The following is an 18,767-nucleotide window of genomic DNA, read 5'->3' as shown; positions in this document are numbered from 1 at the left end:
ATGTCATCGCATCCCATCGATTTTCTGATTATCGGCAATAACTTCGCCACGCCGGAAATGCGCGCCATCTGGTCGGAGGAAAACCGTCTTCGCCAGCAGGCCGCCGTGGAAGTGGCGCTGGCCCGCGCTCAGGGCGAACTGGGCGTTATTCCCGCGCAGGCGGCGCAGGAGATCGCCGAGCGTGCGCAACCGCAGGCGCTGCAACTGAGCGATATCGCCACGCTGGCCGCGCAAATGAAACACTCGTTTATGCCGACCCTGACGGCGCTGCAACAGCAGATTGGTCCGGCGGGCGAGTATCTGCACTACGGCGCGACGACGCAGGATATTGTCGATACCGGCACGATCCTGCAACTGCGCGATGCGCTGACCATTATCCGCCGCGATACGGTGGGGGTGGCACGCGCGCTGCGTCAGCTTGCTGAACGGCATCAGCGCACGCTGATGGTCGGCCGCACCCACGGCATGCAGGCATTGCCCACCACGTTCGGTTTTAAGGTCGCCGTCTGGCTGGATGAATTTCTGCGTCACCTGACGCGCATTGATGAAATCAGCCCGCGCGTGCTGACCGGCAATATCAACGGCGCGATCGGCACCAATGCAGCGCTGGGCGATAAAGGGCCGGAAGTGGAACGCCGCGCACTGGCGCTACTGGGGCTGGCAAGCCCGAATATCGGCTGGCAATCGGCGCGCGATCGCCTGAGTGAATTCGCCTCGCTGGCGGTACTGATCAGCGGCTCGCTCGGCAAAATTGGCAATGAACTCTATAACCTGATGCGCACCGAAATCGGCGAAGTTGAAGAGCCGTTCAGCGCCGGGAAAATCGGCTCCACCACCATGCCGCATAAACGCAACCCGGCCGCGATTGAAGGGCTGGCAAGCCTGACTGCGCCGGTGCGCCACAGCGCCGGGCTGATTTTTGAATCGATGCACGTTGAGCACGAACGCGACGCCATGAGCTGGCGGGCCGAGTGGCTGGCGCTGCCGGAAATCTGCCTCTACCTTTCGGCGCAACTGCAAAATGCGCAGGGCATTCTCAGCGGCCTGACGGTCAACGAAGCGAAAATGCGTACTAACCTGGATATTCAGGCCGGGCTGCTGCTCTCTGAACGCGTGATGTTTGAAGCGGGCAAAACCCTCGGCAAACAGACAGCACATCACCTGGTTTACACCTGCGCGATGACCGCTTTTGAGACTGGTCGCGATTTTAAAAGCGTGCTGGCGGAACAGCCGGAAATCGCAGCGGCGATCAGCGGAGCCGATCTCGATGCGTGGCTTGATCCGGCGCGTTACCTTGGCAGCGCGGTGGAAAAAGTGAATGACGTCCTGCGCGCCGCCGATCGCTCCGCATTACTGGAGCCGCAATGAGCGAACACTACCGCCAGCTTACCGCTGCCGACAGCGAGATCTACCTGGCGTTGATGCTGGAAGCCTACGTGCAGGTGAAAGAGCTGGGGATCCATTTTGATGCCGCCACCACCAGCAAGGCGCAGGTGACGCAACACCTGCAACAGCACGGCGTCTGGGGGCTGTTTGTCGATGACGATCTGGCCGCCTCGATCACCCTGCGCTACCCGTGGGGGCCGCTGCCGGGGCCATTTGGTCTGCCGCATATCGGCTGGTTTGGCGCGCATCCACGCTATCGCGGCGAGCAGCGCGGGCGGCAAATCTACGACTGGGTGGAAACGCATATTCTGCGCGAGCAGCTTCGCGCCCCGGCGGTATCGCTGGGCACCGCCATCAACCATCCGTGGCTGATCCCGTTTTATCAGCAGTATGGTTTTGAGCCTTCCCATGAAGCGGATCTGGGCAAAGGCCATATCACATTGTTTATGAAGAAAATCCTTGATAGCGCCGCCCACAGCGCGTGGCTGGCGCGTCAATCTCCCTGATGAGTAACCCTATGACTGATATCGCTGCATTATCCGGTTGGCTGACCGACTTTCGTCATGAATTACACCGATTCCCTGAACTCTCTAACCAGGAGTTCGCCACCACCGCCCGCCTGCGCGCCGCGCTGGAAAAACACCAGATTCGTATTCTGCCGCTGGATTTAGCCACCGGGCTGGTCGTTGAACTGGGCGGCCAGCAGCCTGGCCCGCTGGTGGTGCTACGTGCCGACATTGATGCGCTGCCGATTGACGAAAAATCCGGTGTGCCGTTCAGCTCTGAGCATCCCGGCGTGATGCATGCCTGCGGCCACGACTTCCACAGCGCCAGCGCGCTCGGCGCAGCCATTTTGTTAAAAGCGCAGGAAGCCGAACTCCCGGGCCGGGTGCGCATTCTGTTTCAACCGGCGGAAGAGACGGGCCAGGGTGCGCCAGCAGTAATTGCCGCCGGCGCGCTGGATGGCGCAACGGCCATTTTTGGTATTCACAACGATCCGGCTCTGCCGGTCGGGGTAATGGGCAGCAAAGCCGGGGCACTGACCGCCGGGGTTGACCGTTTCCGCATTGATATTACCGGCACCGGCAGCCACGCCGCGCGGCCGCACGAAGGCAATGATCCGGTGGTGATTGCCGGGCAGCTTATCACCACGCTGCAAACCTTAATCAGCCGCAATGTTCCCTCCGATGAAAATGCCGTGCTGTCGATTACCCAGGTTCACAGCGGTAGTACCTGGAACGTAATCCCCGACAGCGCCTGGCTGGAAGGGACTGTGCGTACCTTTAGCCAGACGGTGCGCGAGCAAATCGAGCAGCGCCTGCGCGATGTACTCTCCGGGTTGGGCACGGCGTTTAACGCGCAAATCGCTCTCGACTGGCAGCCCGGACCGCCGTCGGTGGTCAACAGCGAAACGTGGGTTGATCTGGCGCTGAAAACCGGACGCCAGAGCGGTTTTGACGCCCGGCGTATTGCCGCCAACCCGATCGGCGAAGACTTCGCGTTTTACCAACAGCATCTGCCCGGCGCGTTCATCATGATCGGTTCCGGCGGCCCTTATGCCCTGCACCACCCGCAATTCCGCGTTGATGACGCGGCGCTGTTCCCGACGTCGCAATGGCTGGCAAACCTGGCCGTGCAGGCGCTAAAAAAGGCGGCAGAATGAGCGAACTGACCCAGGCCGTTGCGCGACTGATTGTTGACGCTCAACCCGACGATAACGCGCGGGAGCAGGCGCGACGCGGCGTACTCGATTTCTTTGCCGTCGCGCTGCCGCTGGTGAACGGCACGCTGCCCGACACCACGCTGCTGGCGTTACGCAAGATTTGGCCGGGGCAGGATGCCCAGTCACGCGCATTGCGTCTGGGCTACAGCGGGCATGCGCTGGATTTTGATGATTTTCATCCGGATTTTCGCGGCCACGTCGGAACGGTTATCCTCCCGGCGCTGCTGGCGTTGTCGGCGGCAGACGATATAACGGAGGGGTCACGTTTTCTCGATGCATTTGTGCTGGGGGTCGAGATGGCGGGTCGCCTCGGGCTGGCAGTGGGCAGCGGCCATTATGTGCAGGGGTTTCACAATACCGGCACGCTGGGCGCGCTGGCTGCAGCCGCCGCCTGCGCACGGCTGATTAACGCCAGCGCAGCGCAGACGGCAAATATCCTCGCGATTGCCGCAAGCCAGGCCGCCGGGCTGCGTGTGCAGTTCGGCGCTGATATCAAACCGCTGCACGCCGGGCTGGCAGCAAGAGCGGCGGTGACCGCCGTGCAGTTGACACAGCATGGCGTGGAAGCGAAAACCGACGGCGCGCTGGCAGGTTTTCTCGCCGCCTATAGCCCGGCGACGGCCGATCCGGCAAAACTGACCGCAGGCTGGGGCGCGCCCTGGCGCATTATCACGCCGGGGCTGGAATTCAAACCCTGGCCGACCTGCAGCGGCACCCACGGCGCGGCGCTGGCCGCGCTGGATCTGCGAGCGCAGTGGCTGGCGGCGGGATTTTCCGTCGAACAGTTATTTGCTGAGGTGGAACAGATTGCGGTGGCCTTTCCGCCCGGCGGCGATGTGGCGGCGTTTATTCGCGCACCCACGAACGGTGTTGAAGCCCGTTTCAGCCTGGAACATGTGATTGCAGAATGCTTGCTGGAAAAGGATTTACCGCTCGGCAGCTTCGGGCCCGGTACAGTGAAAACCCGCACCGCCGGGCTGGCGGCCCGCATCATCCGTACACCGGATAACAGCGCTCCGCCCGATGCCCTTAACCCGTCAGCGCGTTTTCATCGCCTGACTTTAACCACCCGCTCCGGCGCGCAGTTTACCGCGCACGCCACGCGCCAGCAGTTACTGGCGCAGGGAGTGGATTTAACGGAGAAGCTGCGGCGCTGCCTGCCGCAGGTGGATGATACCACCCGCGAACACTGGCTCGTGCTAACGCGTCTGGAAAACGCGCAGGCGTTACCGGCATTACAGGCGCTGCTGCTGGTTTAGAGCGGCGCAAAGGCCTGCACTTCGCCGACATCGCCGGTAAAGAGGGAAACCTGCACTACGGTGATCTGTCCGCTGCACCCCTGACCTAATGATGAAGTGCCGATATCGCGCGTTAACACGTTGGGGTTGCCGTGGCGGCACAGTGGACGCTGCGCCAGCGGGTCGACGGGATCGTACCAGGCGCCTGTCGGAAGCTGGACGACGCCGGGCATAATATCGTCGGCAATCCGCACCGCGGCCAGTACCGCACCGCGCGTGTTATGCAGCATCACAATCGCGCCCTCATCAATACCACGCGCGGCGGCGTCTATCGAGTGCATCGTACACACCTCTTTACCCTGCTTTTTGTGCTGTGCGCTGTGTCGCCCGTAATCAAGCTGGCTGTGCAGGCGGGTGGCGGGTTGATTGGCGATCAGCCACAGCGGATGCTGCGCGTCGGGCTGCTCGTCCGGCGTCAGCCACACCGGCAGACCGGGGCAATCCGGATAATTAAAACTGGCAATGGTCGCCGAGTAGATCTGGATTTTCCCGTCCGGCGTCGGTAGCGGATGCGCATCAGGATCGGCGCGGAAGCGGCGCATCAGCCGCCCGCCGTCGTCCACCTGCGGCAGTTGCAATATGCCTTCCCGCCAGAAATCGTCAAACGCGGGCGTGGAGACCCCTTCCTGCGTCAGTTTCTCCTGCATCTGACCGTACAGATGTTGTAACCACTCGCGCACCGTCCGGCCTTCGGTAAACGCCTCTTCACGCCCCAGACGGGCGGCAATATCGCGGAAAATAGCAAAGTCATCCCGCGCATGTCCCCACGGCTGCGCCACCGGGTGCATGGCGAACAGATAGCGATCGGTCGGCGCGCCGCCGATATCTTCACGCTCCAGCGTCATGGTGGCGGGCAAAATCAGATCCGCATGGCGGGCCGTGGCCGTCAGGCTGTGCTCATGAACGATTAAGGTATCCAACTGGCAAAACGCATGGCGCAGCCGCGCCAGATCCTGATGGTGATGGAACGGATTACCGCCCGCCCACCACGCTAATTTAATGTGTGGATAACGGCGACGCACGCCGTTGAAGTCGAACGGCTCGCCGGGATTGAGCAGCATATCGGCAATGCGCGCCACCGGAATAAGATCCTCCACGCCGTTGGCGCCCTGCGGTAGTGCAGGAAACGAGACGCGGTTAAACGCTTTACCGTAATGCCCCAGCGCCCCCAGCGCATAGGCGTATCCGCCTCCGGGCAGACCGGGTTGCCCCAGAGCGGCGGCCAGCACCAGGCCCAGCCATACCGGCTGCTCGCCGTATTGCGCCCGTTGCAGGGAGTGGGCGACCGTCACCAGTACCCGTTTACCGTGCAGACGCCGCGCCAGCGCGACAATCTTTTCCGCCGGTACGCCGCAAATGGCTTCTGCCCATGCAGCATCGCGCACCGTGCCATCCTGTTCACCGGATAACGAAGCCACCAGCATCGGCCAGCCAGTGCAGTAACGGGCAAGAAATGCTTCATCGCTCAGCCCTTCGCGCCACAACGTGTGAAGCAGCGCGAGGATCAAGGCCGCATCGGTGCCCGGACGTACCGGCAGCCACTCACCCGCAGCCTCCTGCGGTAAGTCGCTGCGCAGCGGGCTGACGGAGATAAACGTCGCGCCACGCGCGGCGGCCTGGCGCATATAGCCGCGCTCGGTATGTTCACTCATTCCACCGCTGGCGACCTGCGAGTTTTTCAGCGCCAGCCCGCCGAACGCCAGCACGATATCGCTGTGTTCGGCGATCTCGCGCCAACTTACGCCGCGCCGGGCGATCTCATCCTGCGGAGCAACAATGTGCGGCAGAATGACGCAGGCAGCGGCGGAGCTGTACGACCACACCGAGCGCACATAACCGCCGATAGTGGTGTTGAGAAAGCGATGAAGCTGGCTTTGCGCATGGTGAAAACGCCCGGCGCTCGACCAGCCGTAAGAGCCGCCGAACACCGCCTGCGGGCCAAAATTATCCGCCACACGTTTCAATTCACTGGCCGCCAGATCCAGCGCCTGCTCCCAGCTAATAGCGATGTACTCATCTGCGCCGCGGCGCGCATCCGGGCCAGGGCCGTTCTCCAGCCAGCCTTTACGTACCATCGGCTGCGTGACACGCGCCGGGTGGCGCAGCGTATCAGCAAGGTTTTCCAGCAGCGGGCTGGGATCGGGATCGCCGGGAAACGGCGTAATCTGCAGTTCGTCGCCGCTATCGGAGGCGGTGAATGCCCCCCAGTGCGAGCTGTGGGTAACAGAAGCCATAATTACAACACCGTAGAGAGGAAATGGCTGACGCGGGCGTTGGCGTTATTCTCCAGCAACTGGCGCGCCGGGCCGGAAGCGATGATTTTGCCTGCCTCCATAAAGACGATGTTGTCGGCCACTTCGCGGGCAAAACCAATCTCGTGGGTGACAATGACCATTGTGATGCCGGAGTGCGCCAGTGCTTTGATCACCTGCAATACTTCGCCCACCAGTTCCGGATCCAGCGCCGATGTCGGCTCATCAAACAGCATCACTTCCGGGTCCATCGCCAGCGCTCTGGCAATCGCCACACGCTGCTGCTGACCGCCGGAAAGCTGTTGCGGCCAGTCGTTTTCCCGCCCCGCCAGCCCCACTTGCTGCAACAGCAAGCGCGCTTTCGCCACCGCCTGCGCGCGCGGCTGTTTCTTCACGCGGATCGGCGCGTCGATAATGTTTTGCAGCACCGTGCGATGCGGGAACAGATTAAATTGCTGGAACACCATGCCAATGCGGCTGCGCTGGCGGGCGATTTTACTGTCGCTAACTTCAAACAGCGCCTGGCCTTTTTGTTCATAGCCCACCAGCTCCCCGCCGATACGTATGGTGCCCGCATCGAGCTTTTCCAGATGGTTAATGCAGCGCAGCAGCGTGGATTTCCCGGAACCCGACGGGCCGAGGATCACGGTAACCGAACCAGCATCGACATCCAGATCGACACTATCGACCACCGTCTGCCCGGAGAAGCGTTTGGTAATGTTGCGTAATTCGATGGCTTCAGCCATTGCTCACTCTCCTGGCATTCAACAGATAAACCGGCAGCTTACGGGCAAACCAGACTTTTGCTTCCACGCGTTTCACGCCGCGCGAGAAGTAGCGCTCGACATAAAACTGCCCAACCGACAACACAGAGGTGAGCAGCAGATACCATGCCGTTGCCACCAGCAGCAGCGGGATCACTTCATAGGTGCGTTGATAGATGATTTGCGCCGAGTAAAGCACGTCCTGCAAGGAGATCACCGACACCACAGCGGTGGTTTTGAGCTGGCCAATCACTTCGTTACCGGCAGGCGGCAGAATGGCACGCATCGCCTGCGGCAGTACGGTATGGCGGAAAATCTGCCCGCGCGAATAGCCGAGCGCCCGCGCGGCTTCCAGTTGGCCGTTGCCGACGCTCTGAATTCCGGCACGAATAATCTCCGCCGCATAGGCCGACTGGTGCATCACCAGCGCAATGACCGCCGCGCTGAACGGGCTTATCAGCGCGTTCGCCGGAGAACTGTAGAGTTCGCCAATCCCTGGCAAGGTTACTGAAATCGTTGGATAGAGCGCCGCAATGTTGTACCAGAGGAACAGTTGCACCAGCATCGGCACGCCACGGAAAAACCATGTATAGCCCCAGCTAACAGCGACCAGCACCGGATTCGATGAAAGGCGCATCAGCGCCAGCACAGTGCCGCCGGCAAAGCCGAGCACCACCGAAATGGCGGTCAGTTGCAACGTCATCAGCACGCCGCTGAGGATGGACTCTTCGGTGAAGCTTTGCGCCACTACGCCCCACTCAAAACGCGGGTTATTGAAAACAGAGTGCAGCAGCCCTGCCAGCAGCAGCAAAACGAACAGGGCGCTGAACCAGCGCCCGTAGTAGCGTTTTCCGATGATGCGCAGTTCATCCTGCGATTGTGAAGCGGTGGTGTGCGCCATTAGAAAATCTCTTCGTTACGTTTGGACTCTTTTACCGCGCCAAAACCGATCGACCAGTGGTCGAGGATCTTCTGGTAAGAGCCATCTTTGATCAGGGAGTTGAGCGCGGCCTGAACGGCCTCTTCCAGCCCGGAACCTTTCGGGAAGGCGATAGAAACCGGTGCATCGTTAACGCTGATTTGCCCGCTCATGGTTAGCGGTTTCACTTTGCTGACCTGCCAGGTCAGGCCTTCGTAAGGGCCAAAGAACATAGGCACGCGGCCGCTGACCACCGCCTGCACACCTGCCGGGCGATCCGGGAAGACGGCGATTTTAATCGGCGGTTTACCCTGCGCTTCACAGGCTTTGCTGCCTTCGTTCAGGCGGTTGATTTGCGTAGTGCCAGCCCCGGCACCAATCTCTTTGCCGCACACCTGGGTGAGTTCGGTGAAGGCGGGAATATTGGCATCCTGGCGGGAAATAATGCCTAAGCGCGAGGCGTCGTAATAACTGACAAAATCAACCTGCTCCAGGCGTTTTTGCGTGGCGTTAATATTGGCGAGCGCCACATCGTAGCGGCCTGATTTCAGCCCCGGAATAATATTGTCGAAACCGCCGGTATCGTGCCATTGCACTTTCACGCCGAGACGTTCGGCAACGGCGGTCATAATATCGATTTCACGCCCGGCCAGCGTTTTATTATCTTCCTGATAAAACGTGGTTGGCGGCGTATTTGGATTGGTACCGGCAATAATATAACCACGCTTTGCAATATCGGCGGGTAATTTTGCGTTTAATGTTTTGTCCGCCTGAATCGTAAATGTCGGATGCGCGGGTACACTCTCTTCCGCCGCATTGGCCTGCTGCACGCCGCTTATTGCGAGGAGAAGGGAAAATATGCCGTATTTATTCATCTGTTTGTTGGTCCCCTGAAATGAGCAAAAAAAAACCAATATATTTTGTGCAATCCATTCTGGTAGAGCGCTGAAAACGAGGGAACGAATAAAACCGGAAAAGCAATGCCAGGAATGGCATAAGCCAGCCTCCACGCGTAATGGCGCAACAATTGACAACGGTTCTGCGGCGCAGGTGCTAGCCTTAGTTATTTGTAAAATCCAACTGGCAAGGAGCGGACGATGAAGATTGAGCTGCACGATAAAGTCGCGCTGGTCACCGCCTCAACGGGCGGGATCGGCTTTGCAATTGCGAAAGGTCTGGCACAGAGCGGTGCGGAAGTGATCCTGAACGGACGCAGCGAAGGGTCGGTCAATAAGGCGAAAGAGGCGCTGACAAAGCAGGTGCCGGGCGCGCGTCTGCGCACGGCGATTGCCGATCTCGGCTCGGCGCAGGGCGTGGAAACACTGCTGAAAGCGGTGGCGGAAGCCGACATTCTGGTTAATAACGCCGGGATTTACGGCCCGCAGGATTTTTACGCTACCGATGATGAAACCTGGGAAAAATACTGGCAGACCAACGTGATGTCCGGCGTGCGCCTTTCCCGCGCGCTGCTGCCGGGCATGGTGAAAAAAGACTGGGGACGCGTGGTGTTTATCTCTTCGGAATCGGCGCTGAATATTCCGGCGGATATGATTCATTACGGGGTGACGAAAACTGCGCAGCTCTCGCTGGCGCGCGGGCTGGCAAAATTCGTCGCCGGTAGCGGTGTGACGGTTAACAGTGTGCTGCCGGGGCCGACGATGTCGGACGGTTTTGCCGATATGATGAAAGACGAGATCGAGAAAACCGGTAAATCGCTGGAAACGCTGGCGAAAGAGTTTGTGATGGCGCACCGCCCGAGCTCGGTGATCCAGCGCGCGGCCACCGTCGAAGAGGTAGCAAACATGGTGGTTTACGTCTGTTCGAAACAGGCTTCGGCCACTTCCGGCGCAGCGCTGCGCGTTGATGGCGGCGTGGTGGACGATATTGTCTGAACCAGTGGCTGCCCTCAACACGGGCAGCCACTGGTTCAACTAAGCGTTTTCACCAGGACTTCGAACAGCAGACCGGGCCGGGTCGGAATGCCAAACCGGGTATCATCCACCGGAAACGGCTCGGTTTCCCCGGTGCGGCGATAGCCGCGACGCAGATACCAGGCCAGCAGCGACTCCCGCACCTGCAACACCGTCATCAGGATACGTTTCCCGCCGCGCGCCTGACACCACTGTTCCGCCGCTTCCAGCAGGCGTCGGCCATACTGCGCATTCTGCTGCGACGGAGAAATCGCCAGCGATCCGAGATACCACACGCCGTCCTGCTGCGGCTCTACCCAAACACAGCCATCAATGCCGCTGGCGGTTTTCCAGACCAGCAACGTCGCCTGTGGTTTGCTCGCCAGCTCTTCACGTAGCGTTTGCTCGCTAATGCGATCGCCATCCAGTAAACCCGCTTCGGTTGTCCAGCCAGCTTCTTCGCCACCGCTGCGGTAAGCGCGGTTCAGTAATTTGACGACATCGGCGATTTCGTCTTCCCTCACGGGGCGAACATCGAGTTTGGTGTAACGCGCGCCACGAACCGGCAACGGGCGCTCGGCAAGGCGTTTTTCAAGCTGCGTGATCTGCTCGATAAAGTTGCCCGAAAGGCCTGCCGTCAGCTCCTGAACGACTTTGCCCAGCAGCGGCCATGCCATCTCTTCACCCCGCACAATGGCGTTTGTCCCCTCGTCCGTTAAGCGAATAAACGATTTTCGTCGATCTTCACCGTCACTCTGACGGGTGACTAACCCAGCGTGGATCAGGCGGTTGATACTGCTGGTCATCGCAGGCTGGCTAACCCGCGAACAGCGGGCCAGTTCGCCAATCGTCAAACCAGGCTGGCGATGGAGCGCCAGCAAAACCGGGTACAACCCGGCCGGTACATGAATCCCGGTATTTTGTACCAATACACTGGCTTCCGCCTGCAACTGCTCGGCCAGCCGTTTTAACCGGCTACCGAGAAAGGCGTAAGGCATATCAGAGAGAATATCCATTAGTCACCCGCAGAAATATATAATGACTTATATAAATCATTATATATACATACATACGGCAAATGAATTCAAGTCCAGAAGGCGAAAGAGAGAGAATCTTCAGGGCCAGTTGGGGTAGAAATGTGCCATCAAAATCATACACAGCGGCGTCGTTACGGTAGAGAACAGCGTGGAAAGCAGCATGCTGGTTGCCGTTGCGCCCTGCAATACCTGGAACTTTTGCGCCATCAGATAGACATTGATCCCCACCGCCATTGAGCCTAACAGCACCACCACCTGGCTTTCCTGACGCGGCAGATGCAGCAGATACGCTATCGCCCAAATCAGCCCCGGCATCAGGATCAGCTTCAACAGGCAGATAGCGCCGCTTTCGCGCAGCCCTTTGCGGATTTGATAGCGCGACAGGCTCATGCCGAGGGTGATGAGCGTCAGCGGCGCGGCCACCTGCGCCACCATGCTGACCGGGCTATCGAGGAAGCCAGGCACCGGGCGATGCAGCAGAAAGCTCCAGGCAAAACCGGTGAAAATGCCGATGATAATCGGGTTACGCAGTACGCTGAGCAGCGTTTTGCCAATCCCGCGCAGCGAGAAGCTGCCGTTCTGCGCCCACTCCACCGACACGGTGACCAGCGTCCACAGGATCAGGCTGTTAAACACTAAAACCAGCGCCACCGAAGCGAGGCTCGCCGGGCCAAGCAGGATTACCGCGACCGGAATGCCGAGCATCACGTTGTTAGAGAAGATGCCCGCAAGGCCAAACACCGAGGCAGAAACCGAATCCAGGCGAAATATGCCTTTCGCCAGAATCCGCCCGATCACGTAGATCACAAAGCAAGTGCCGAAATAAGCAATCAGCAACCGCACATCCACCGCCGGGCTTTCGTAGAATTTACTCATTACTTTGAATAGCATGCAGGGGATCGCCACGTTAAAGCAGAAGCGGTTTAACCCCTCATTGACCGATTCCGGCCAACCAGCAAAGCGCCCCAGCGAGTATCCCAGTGCAATCAGTAAAAAGAGCGGCGCAGAGAGCAGCAGTTGCTGCACAAGCTGGCCGAAAAATTCAGCTGTGTCCATCCCTTACCCTGTTGATATTGATAAAAGTGATTTTCTCTTTGTTTTCCGCAGTATAGGGGATGGTTTTGCGTACGTCTGCTTGTCTGACATCTGTTTTGTGAGAAATGGCTTGCGCCTGGAAATCTCAAAAAAGGATGTGGAACTAAAACGGGGGGCTTACAATTACTCCCAACTTTTTTAATTGTTTCTTCGCGCTATTACTTATTGCATCATTATTAGCGGCACTAAGTAACTTTAATTTTTCAATAGCATCTTTATTATTTATTTTTGCCAAGGTTCTTATACATTTATCTGCCAACACGAAATCTTCATCATAATCACGATAACTGAGCTTTAATAATGCTGCGTAATATAGAGAATTTACACTTGACGCACTCTTATAAAAATCCAATAGTCTAACCAATTCTTCATGCTTTTCATGCCAATCATCTGTAATCAAATCATTTAAGACATCAATGCATTTGAATTCATAACTTACCACAGCAGCAAGATATAGCAATAGATCAACGAATTCACCATCCTTCGCTTCACGGGCTAAAATAAGTTCGTTGCATATATCTAGTTCTCCATGCGCTTCATTGAATTTATTAAGAAATCGTAAAAAGTCAATATCGTTTTTCATTAACGACACAATCAATTTTTTCTTTTCAGGCATCATTTATGTTAATTTAACCTCTCAAAACTCTGAATGCCATTATTGAATATATCTAACGCTTTACCTTTTCCTGGGCCGATATTTATTTGGTCGTCTTCAGATTTAAAGAATGCATTATTTTCTTTCCATCTTTTACCCACTTCTGGCATATCAGGATAGGTCATCCAGGTCAGTGCTGCTGAATCTTTAACATTTATAGATTTTATGCGCTGAACGCGCCGCGCCAGACGATATCGCCGTTACTGTCGGTGACCGATTGCGGCAGCCCGTTGATTTCGCTGTGATACCAGTAAATTTCTGCATACTGCTGGCGGCTGTCGACGCGCGCCAGCGGCTCGTAGCTGTTTTCCGTGTAGATATACTGCACGGCGGCTTCCGGGTCGCGGTCGCTAGTTTCGCCCACCATTTGCAGCCCGGACCATGCGTACTGCGTGCGTTCCGGCGTGCGGCTGTGGCGTCGCCACACCTGTTTCTCCGTGCGGCGGCCCAGCGCGTCGTAACGGTATTCCGCTTTGCTGAACTCCGCATCGCCTTGTTAATGCTCTGGTATGTTTAATAAAGCCCGAAGGCTATCGTTATAACCATCGAGCTTTTCAGACATTATTTTTAATTATCACCAGCCAGCCCAGGCATCATATTTGAAATTTTCGTCAATAGATTTAAAGTCAACTCCTTTTAAACCCAGCATTTCAAATTTTTCTTTAAAAGACCAGGAGCATACTGGCTTTGATAATTCCTGACAGAAAAAGAGATTGTTTTTTATTTCTTTTTTTACAATAAACAAATCAATTGTATCATAATACGTTTTATCAAGCCCACGAGATTCCGGGGTATTCAGCAAACCTGACTCAACATCCTGAGAAATCGTATAGTCAGACTTTTCTCGATCGAGAATCTCAATATAGTCCAGCAAGAAAAATAAATAATACTCTTTTCCAGGTTTTTTCTTTCTAAGGAGTGAGATATCAACTGGGATATGTATGCTATGTACCAAATATTCTTCACACAGTCTAAGAAAATCAAAAGAGGCCAGATTATCACTAATCAAAAAATCGCCATCTAATTGTGTAGCACTCGCTTTTAAACGATATGCCGGAGAAAAATCAGTGGATTTTGGCGGCGCTGTAAAAATATCATAATCCGGTAATTCCGGGTCCCACTCTTTATCCATAAAATACGGAGAACCAGCATCATCTGGTAAATATTCCATAACATAAAATTGTTCAGTTGTATTACTCATAGTAATCTCCCGGTATTCGGATCAATTTTAAACATGCCAGACTCAAGACCTTTGCTTGCCCAATCCTGGATGTTTTTTACGCCTAATGCCAGTTGAGTATCACTCATTCTGCTGGCCTGACTTGCAAGTTGAGTTAATCGGCCTCTAACAGCAGCGGTATACTGATTGTGATTAGACCAGTGGCCAGGGAGTCCTATCTTCCCTGCCAGATCTTGAGAGCCAGGTAAGAAAATGCCATTTGAAGCGCCATCGCCATTCCAACCAATTTTTCGAAGCCTTTCAAAAATTGGTTTAAAGTTTTTATCTTTTATCAATTCTTCCGGAATAAGGTGATGGTTCGCCATGCCATCACCACTCCGTGCTCCCATATTACGCCCTAACACACAGCTACTAAGTCCCAAAGGGTCAATCCATGCTAAGGGATCGCCAACATAGGTATACGTATTCAACCCACCCAGCAACCCTATCGGGTCCATCTGGGTGTAGCAGCCACCGGTCGGGTCATAGTAGCGGAACGTGTTGTAGTGCAGCCCGGTTTCGCGGTCGAGATACTGTCCCTGGAAGCGCAGGTTTTGTGGGGTGTCCCACCTCAGCGCGTCGTTTTCCCGCTCCGTGCGTCCCCATGCGCTGAACGCGCCGCGCCAGACGATATCGCCGTTACTGTCGGTGACCGATTGCGGCAGCCCGTTGATTTCGCTGTGATACCAGTAAATTTCCGCGTACTGCTGGCGGCTGTCGACGCGCGCCAGCGGCTCGTAGCTGTTTTCCGTGTAGATATACTGCACGGCGGCTTCCGGGTCGCGGTCGCCAGTTTCGCCCACCATTTGCAGCCCGGACCATGCGTACTGCGTGCGTTCCGGCGTGCGGCTGTGGCGTCGCCACACCTGTTTCTCCGTGCGGCGGCCCAGTGCGTCGTAACGGTATTCCGCTTTGCTGAACTCCGCGTCGCCTTCAATGAGGACCTGGCTGATGCGCTGCTCATCGTCATAACTGAAGCGCTGCACGATACCGCGATGCGTATCGTGGCGTTCCGTCATGCGCCCGAAGCCGTCATATTCGCGGCGCACGCCGTCGAGGCGTTTTAGCAGGTTGTCCCAGACTGGCGGCAAATCCGCTGTTGTGCGGTTGTCTGCCGCGTCATACCAGAAACGCTCTTCTCCAGAAGGCTGAATACTCTGCGTCATGCGACCTGCTGCATCGTATCCCCACAGCGACTGGCGATATTTATCCGCAGGCGTCGACGGCGCGCCATCGGTATACATCTGGCGGATGATCTGATCGGCCCGATCCCACTGGTAGCGGCGCTCAAACACCAGCCGCTGGCGCACATTATCAACGCAGCGCCGCTGGCTGATGCGCCCGGCGATGTCGTAGTGCGTTTCCAGCTCCACCGCACCCGTGGTGCGGCGGGTTTCCCGGTGCAATTTGTCGCGCTGGTAACTGGCAACCGGCAGCGTATTCCCGCCAACGGCAAGCTGCATCTCCAGCAGATGCCCGGTACCGTAGCGCAGATACTGCAACTGCCGCCCGTCCGGGAAAGTGGTCGCGCTGAGATTGCTTAATGCATCGTACTGATGCAAATACACGCCGGAATGGTTCTCTTCCCCTACCAGATCGCCGAGTTTATTGCGGCGAAAAACCACCACTTCGCCATTCTCCGGCTCGCGCTGGTCGATCATCGCCTGCCGCCACGCTCTGTACGGGAAGCGGTGAATTTCGGTAGTCAGGGCGTTGTAGCAATACTCGGTGCGGTGTTGCTCGGTTTCCCGCACAACCATGCGGCCGATCGCATCGTATTCATAATTCGTCACCAGCGGCGACAAACCGCTACCGCTGGCGGGATGACGCACCAGCGTCGCCACCTGCTGCATGGCGTTGTACTGATACTCCGTCTGCCGACCGGCGTAATCGTGCTGGCGGGTCAGCAAGCCTTCAGGCGTATAGTCAAAGCGCCATTGCTGGTTGTTAGCGTTGGTCAGCGTCACCAGGCGGCCCGCGCGGTTGAAGCGAAAACGCGTCACCTGCCCGGCGGGATCGATAGCCTCAATCACCTGGCCGCGCGCATTGAGCGTCACTTTACGCTCCAGCAGGCCATCAATGTTCTGCCCGCACAGCAACCCGGCGTGGTTATAGCTGAACAGGGTTTCTCGCCCGTCGGCGCGGATCCAGGTTTGCAGACGGCCTGCCGGGCTCCAGATATAGCGTTCGCTGTTGCCGAGCGGATCGGTGGTGCTAATCAGTTTGCCGGAAGCGTCATACTGGTTGCGACTCTGATAGCCGGAACAATCTTCTTCACGGATAAGCTGGCCGAGCGCGTCCCACCAGAAGCGGTGGCTGTTCTCCAGCGCATCAATGCGCCGCAGCAGATCGCCCTGCGCGTTCCACTCAAAGCGCGTTACGCCACCTTCCGGATCGGTCAGTTTCACCACATCGCCCGCAACGTTGTATTCGTACTGCCAGATTGCGCCATCGGGCAGCACTTCTTTCAACGGGAAGGCGTACAGCGGATGCCAGCTGGTCAGCGTCGTGCGGCCCAGCGGATCGCGCTCCATGGTCAGATTGCCGCGCGCATCCCATGCATATTCCCAGCTCACGCCGTCCGGCTGCACCATTGCCAGCAGTTGTTCAGTGTTGCCCGCCCAGCGAAATTGCCATTTGCCGCCGTGTGGATCGGTGTAAGCGGTGATGCGAAACAGTTCATCCCAGTGATGTTCGCTTGAGACGCCTTGGTCGTTGCTGACGCGCGCGCGACGCTGTGTTTCATCGGCATCGATACGCCAGCGTTCCAGCACCTCGCCACGATCATCAAGCACCTGATACGCCTCAACGCGCCAGTGCCGCGAGTTGGCGTCGGGCCGCCACTGGTACTGCACTTTCAGCCCGGTGGCGTAGGCATGCCAGGCCATCATCTCGCTGGCCTGATCCCAGCCGAACTGGCGGGTGATGATGCCGTCGGCGTCGGTGACGGCGATCAGTTGCCCCTGCTCGTTAAAACGGTAAGAGACCAACAGATGACGCGCACCATCGTACACCTGATAAACCGCGCACAAGCGGCCGGAAAGCGCGTCATACTCCAGCTCAACGTCCAGCGCCTCGTTATCGCCGGAGATGCGCACCAGTTGCCCGCGCTCGTTCCAGCTAAAGTGCTGTACGTTTTCATGGCGGTCATAAATGCGCTGAATGCGCCACTCGCCGGGACGCGTTGGGTCCGGTTCGTACAACTGGTGCTCGCCGTCATTTTGCTGAATGACCATCGCCCCGTTCGGGCTACAGAACAGCTTAATGCCATCTTCCTGGTAATCGATCATGTCGCCCGGCTGCACATTTCCCATGCCCAGCTCGCGGCCAGTCATATCGAGGAATATCAGCTGATTATCCGCTTGCCGGTAAAGGCGGGTTTCAAACGGTAGCATCCAGCCGGTGCCGAGCATGCCGGTTGACAGGTTGCGGCTGTGGTAAATGCGCTGCCAGTAAAGCGGCATTCTGTCCGGCAGCACGAAATCGAGATCCTCTTCTTTGCTGAGGATTTTCGCGCCGGTAAGGATATTGACCGGGTGTACGGTGTTTACTGCTGCCGCCAGTACCGGCATCACGCCCGCCGAGGCAACATAAGCGCCAAGCGGACAGATAATTTCCCGCATCAGGCGGTTCACGATCAGCCGGTTACAGCCCATCTTGATAAGCGAGGGGATAATCGCCACGACCGCGCTGCCAAGCAGGTTGCCCGCGAGGTAAGCCAGTTGGTTTTTACCGCTGTGGATATCGCGCACGGTGATGGTGTCGCCACCGATACGCACGCGCGGGTTTTCGCTGACTTTGATTTCCGCTTCGCAGGTGCTGAGGTGACCATTGCGGGCAGCGGGCTGGTTGTTGATCAGCACCGCTTTTGAACCCTGGGCGATAAAGTTGCTGCTGGTAACCATATGGCCTTTTTTGCAGGCCACGTTATCGTGCGGCGCGGGAGACGCATACGGGCTGGCGCTCTCCACCAGCGGCTGCGTCAGGTCGTTCCAGGTGTTTTTTCCCCACTGTTTGACATCGTCGAGGGTCAGCTTGCTGGCGCGTTCAGCCATCGCCATCAGCGCTTCGCCCGGCATCAGCGCCGTTTTCAGCGTTGCGGCGACGCCCGCCAGCGCCATCATGCCGAACCCGGCCCAGTCGAAGCTGCTCTCGTCCGCAGAAGCGGTCGCGTTCAGATAATCGCGATCGACGGTGCCAGCGGCACGTGCCGCCTTTTTGCCCATGATCAGCACGTTATCCGAGCCAGAGATAATTTGCGCATCGGGAGGCCCAGGGTCTATCAGGCTATCGACGAGTTTTCCCGCCGCATTGCCCACGCTCTCCAGCGCGCCGCTGAACATCAAGCCAGCCACCGCCACACCGGCGACGACGATACCGATAGGCGTGGTAGCGGCAATAAAGATCGCGGCGACAATCGCTCCTTCCACTAACCCGCCGACAAAATCCGCCAGCGCGGAGCTATGGATCAGCGGGTCATCAATGCGCGCTGCAAGGTAATCCGTCATC

The 18,767-nt window shown here is 57.5% G+C and carries 16 protein-coding genes; 5 read left to right on the top strand and 11 right to left on the bottom strand.

The features are described 5' to 3' along the window. The 4 genes from purB to CWM66_RS14380 are packed head-to-tail and all read left to right on the top strand — an operon-like array spanning position 1 to position 4,368. Positions 1-1,368, top strand: a complete 1,368-nt coding sequence (gene purB / locus CWM66_RS14395) for an adenylosuccinate lyase (protein ID WP_035886695.1) — start codon at positions 1-3, stop codon at positions 1,366-1,368. Further along, positions 1,365-1,892 (top strand): GNAT family N-acetyltransferase, encoded by a 528-nt coding sequence (locus CWM66_RS14390; RefSeq protein ID WP_107146820.1) that lies wholly within the window; start codon positions 1,365-1,367, stop codon positions 1,890-1,892. The genes purB and CWM66_RS14390 overlap by 4 nt, the downstream gene beginning before the upstream one ends. A gap of 11 nt (positions 1,893-1,903) precedes the next feature. Beyond that, entirely contained in the window at positions 1,904-3,049 is a 1,146-nt protein-coding gene (locus CWM66_RS14385; RefSeq protein WP_107146819.1) for an amidohydrolase, read from the top strand. Further along, positions 3,046-4,368 carry an MmgE/PrpD family protein gene (locus CWM66_RS14380; RefSeq protein WP_071921655.1) on the top strand — a complete coding sequence of 441 codons (1,323 nt, stop codon included), beginning with the start codon at positions 3,046-3,048 and terminating at the stop codon, positions 4,366-4,368. Before CWM66_RS14385 ends, CWM66_RS14380 begins: the two co-directional genes overlap by 4 nt. On the opposite strand, the gene CWM66_RS14375 is transcribed toward CWM66_RS14380, so the two are convergent. From CWM66_RS14375 to CWM66_RS14360, 4 genes are read right to left on the bottom strand one after another with little or no spacing between them, the layout of a single operon-like run. After that, a complete protein-coding gene (locus CWM66_RS14375; RefSeq protein ID WP_107146818.1) occupies positions 4,365-6,641 on the bottom strand; it encodes a molybdopterin-dependent oxidoreductase in 2,277 nt (758 codons plus the stop codon). The genes CWM66_RS14380 and CWM66_RS14375 overlap by 4 nt on opposite strands. A gap of 2 nt (positions 6,642-6,643) precedes the next feature. After that, positions 6,644-7,405: an amino acid ABC transporter ATP-binding protein gene (locus CWM66_RS14370; RefSeq protein ID WP_007369637.1), complete on the bottom strand. Its 762-nt coding sequence runs from the start codon at positions 7,403-7,405 to the stop codon at positions 6,644-6,646. Next, complete coding sequence (locus CWM66_RS14365) at positions 7,398-8,324, bottom strand: amino acid ABC transporter permease (RefSeq protein WP_007369636.1); 927 nt, start codon at positions 8,322-8,324, stop codon at positions 7,398-7,400. Before CWM66_RS14365 ends, CWM66_RS14370 begins: the two co-directional genes overlap by 8 nt. After that, positions 8,324-9,217, bottom strand: a complete 894-nt coding sequence (locus CWM66_RS14360; protein ID WP_007369635.1) for an ABC transporter substrate-binding protein — start codon at positions 9,215-9,217, stop codon at positions 8,324-8,326. Before CWM66_RS14360 ends, CWM66_RS14365 begins: the two co-directional genes overlap by 1 nt. Positions 9,218-9,439: 222 nt before the next feature. Here CWM66_RS14360 and CWM66_RS14355 point away from each other — a divergent pair, with 222 nt between their 5' ends. Further along, positions 9,440-10,234 carry an SDR family NAD(P)-dependent oxidoreductase gene (locus CWM66_RS14355; protein ID WP_107146817.1) on the top strand — a complete coding sequence of 265 codons (795 nt, stop codon included), beginning with the start codon at positions 9,440-9,442 and terminating at the stop codon, positions 10,232-10,234. A 35-nt stretch (positions 10,235-10,269) separates the two neighbouring features. Here CWM66_RS14355 and CWM66_RS14350 read toward each other — a convergent pair whose 3' ends face one another. From CWM66_RS14350 to CWM66_RS14320, 7 genes are all read right to left on the bottom strand, one after another. Continuing rightward, positions 10,270-11,268, bottom strand: coding sequence for a bifunctional helix-turn-helix transcriptional regulator/GNAT family N-acetyltransferase (locus tag CWM66_RS14350; protein WP_035886704.1), 999 nt, complete (start codon positions 11,266-11,268; stop codon positions 10,270-10,272). A gap of 99 nt (positions 11,269-11,367) precedes the next feature. Beyond that, the gene (locus CWM66_RS14345; RefSeq protein ID WP_007369632.1) at positions 11,368-12,345 is read right to left on the bottom strand and encodes an AEC family transporter; all 978 of its coding nucleotides are present in this window, start codon (positions 12,343-12,345) and stop codon (positions 11,368-11,370) included. A gap of 142 nt (positions 12,346-12,487) precedes the next feature. After that, complete coding sequence (locus CWM66_RS14340; protein ID WP_107146816.1) at positions 12,488-13,003, bottom strand: hypothetical protein; 516 nt, start codon at positions 13,001-13,003, stop codon at positions 12,488-12,490. Between the two features lie 5 nt (positions 13,004-13,008). Further along, a complete protein-coding gene (locus tag CWM66_RS28915) occupies positions 13,009-13,164 on the bottom strand; it encodes a hypothetical protein (RefSeq protein WP_158262948.1) in 156 nt (51 codons plus the stop codon). Between the two features lie 38 nt (positions 13,165-13,202). After that, complete coding sequence (locus tag CWM66_RS14330; protein ID WP_233218392.1) at positions 13,203-13,466, bottom strand: RHS domain-containing protein; 264 nt, start codon at positions 13,464-13,466, stop codon at positions 13,203-13,205. A gap of 147 nt (positions 13,467-13,613) precedes the next feature. Continuing rightward, positions 13,614-14,240 carry an imm11 family protein gene (locus tag CWM66_RS14325; protein ID WP_107146814.1) on the bottom strand — a complete coding sequence of 209 codons (627 nt, stop codon included), beginning with the start codon at positions 14,238-14,240 and terminating at the stop codon, positions 13,614-13,616. Further along, positions 14,237-18,766: an RHS repeat-associated core domain-containing protein gene (locus tag CWM66_RS14320; protein WP_107146813.1), complete on the bottom strand. Its 4,530-nt coding sequence runs from the start codon at positions 18,764-18,766 to the stop codon at positions 14,237-14,239. Before CWM66_RS14320 ends, CWM66_RS14325 begins: the two co-directional genes overlap by 4 nt. Between the last annotated feature and the right edge of the window lies 1 nt (position 18,767).

The sequence above is a fragment of the Kosakonia sp. H7A genome, from assembly GCF_003028445.1.
GTDB classification, from domain to species: Bacteria; Pseudomonadota; Gammaproteobacteria; order Enterobacterales; family Enterobacteriaceae; genus Kosakonia; species Kosakonia radicincitans.
The sequence above is the reverse complement of the archived record's forward strand: the minus strand, read 5'-3'. Positions and strand labels throughout refer to the sequence as shown.

Coding starts and splice junctions, on each gene's coding strand:
- CWM66_RS14355 (WP_107146817.1), top strand. CDS start 9,440: ATGAAGATTGAGCTGCACGATAAAGTCGCGCTGGTCACCGCCTCAACG.
- CWM66_RS14320 (WP_107146813.1), bottom strand. CDS start 18,766: ATGACGGATTACCTTGCAGCGCGCATTGATGACCCGCTGATCCATAGC.
- CWM66_RS14385 (WP_107146819.1), top strand. CDS start 1,904: ATGACTGATATCGCTGCATTATCCGGTTGGCTGACCGACTTTCGTCAT.
- CWM66_RS14360 (WP_007369635.1), bottom strand. CDS start 9,217: ATGAATAAATACGGCATATTTTCCCTTCTCCTCGCAATAAGCGGCGTG.
- purB (WP_035886695.1), top strand. CDS start 1: ATGTCATCGCATCCCATCGATTTTCTGATTATCGGCAATAACTTCGCC.
- CWM66_RS14390 (WP_107146820.1), top strand. CDS start 1,365: ATGAGCGAACACTACCGCCAGCTTACCGCTGCCGACAGCGAGATCTAC.
- CWM66_RS14375 (WP_107146818.1), bottom strand. CDS start 6,641: ATGGCTTCTGTTACCCACAGCTCGCACTGGGGGGCATTCACCGCCTCC.
- CWM66_RS14350 (WP_035886704.1), bottom strand. CDS start 11,268: ATGGATATTCTCTCTGATATGCCTTACGCCTTTCTCGGTAGCCGGTTA.
- CWM66_RS14345 (WP_007369632.1), bottom strand. CDS start 12,345: ATGGACACAGCTGAATTTTTCGGCCAGCTTGTGCAGCAACTGCTGCTC.
- CWM66_RS14370 (WP_007369637.1), bottom strand. CDS start 7,405: ATGGCTGAAGCCATCGAATTACGCAACATTACCAAACGCTTCTCCGGG.
- CWM66_RS28915 (WP_158262948.1), bottom strand. CDS start 13,164: ATGACCTATCCTGATATGCCAGAAGTGGGTAAAAGATGGAAAGAAAAT.
- CWM66_RS14340 (WP_107146816.1), bottom strand. CDS start 13,003: ATGATGCCTGAAAAGAAAAAATTGATTGTGTCGTTAATGAAAAACGAT.
- CWM66_RS14325 (WP_107146814.1), bottom strand. CDS start 14,240: ATGAGTAATACAACTGAACAATTTTATGTTATGGAATATTTACCAGAT.
- CWM66_RS14365 (WP_007369636.1), bottom strand. CDS start 8,324: ATGGCGCACACCACCGCTTCACAATCGCAGGATGAACTGCGCATCATC.
- CWM66_RS14380 (WP_071921655.1), top strand. CDS start 3,046: ATGAGCGAACTGACCCAGGCCGTTGCGCGACTGATTGTTGACGCTCAA.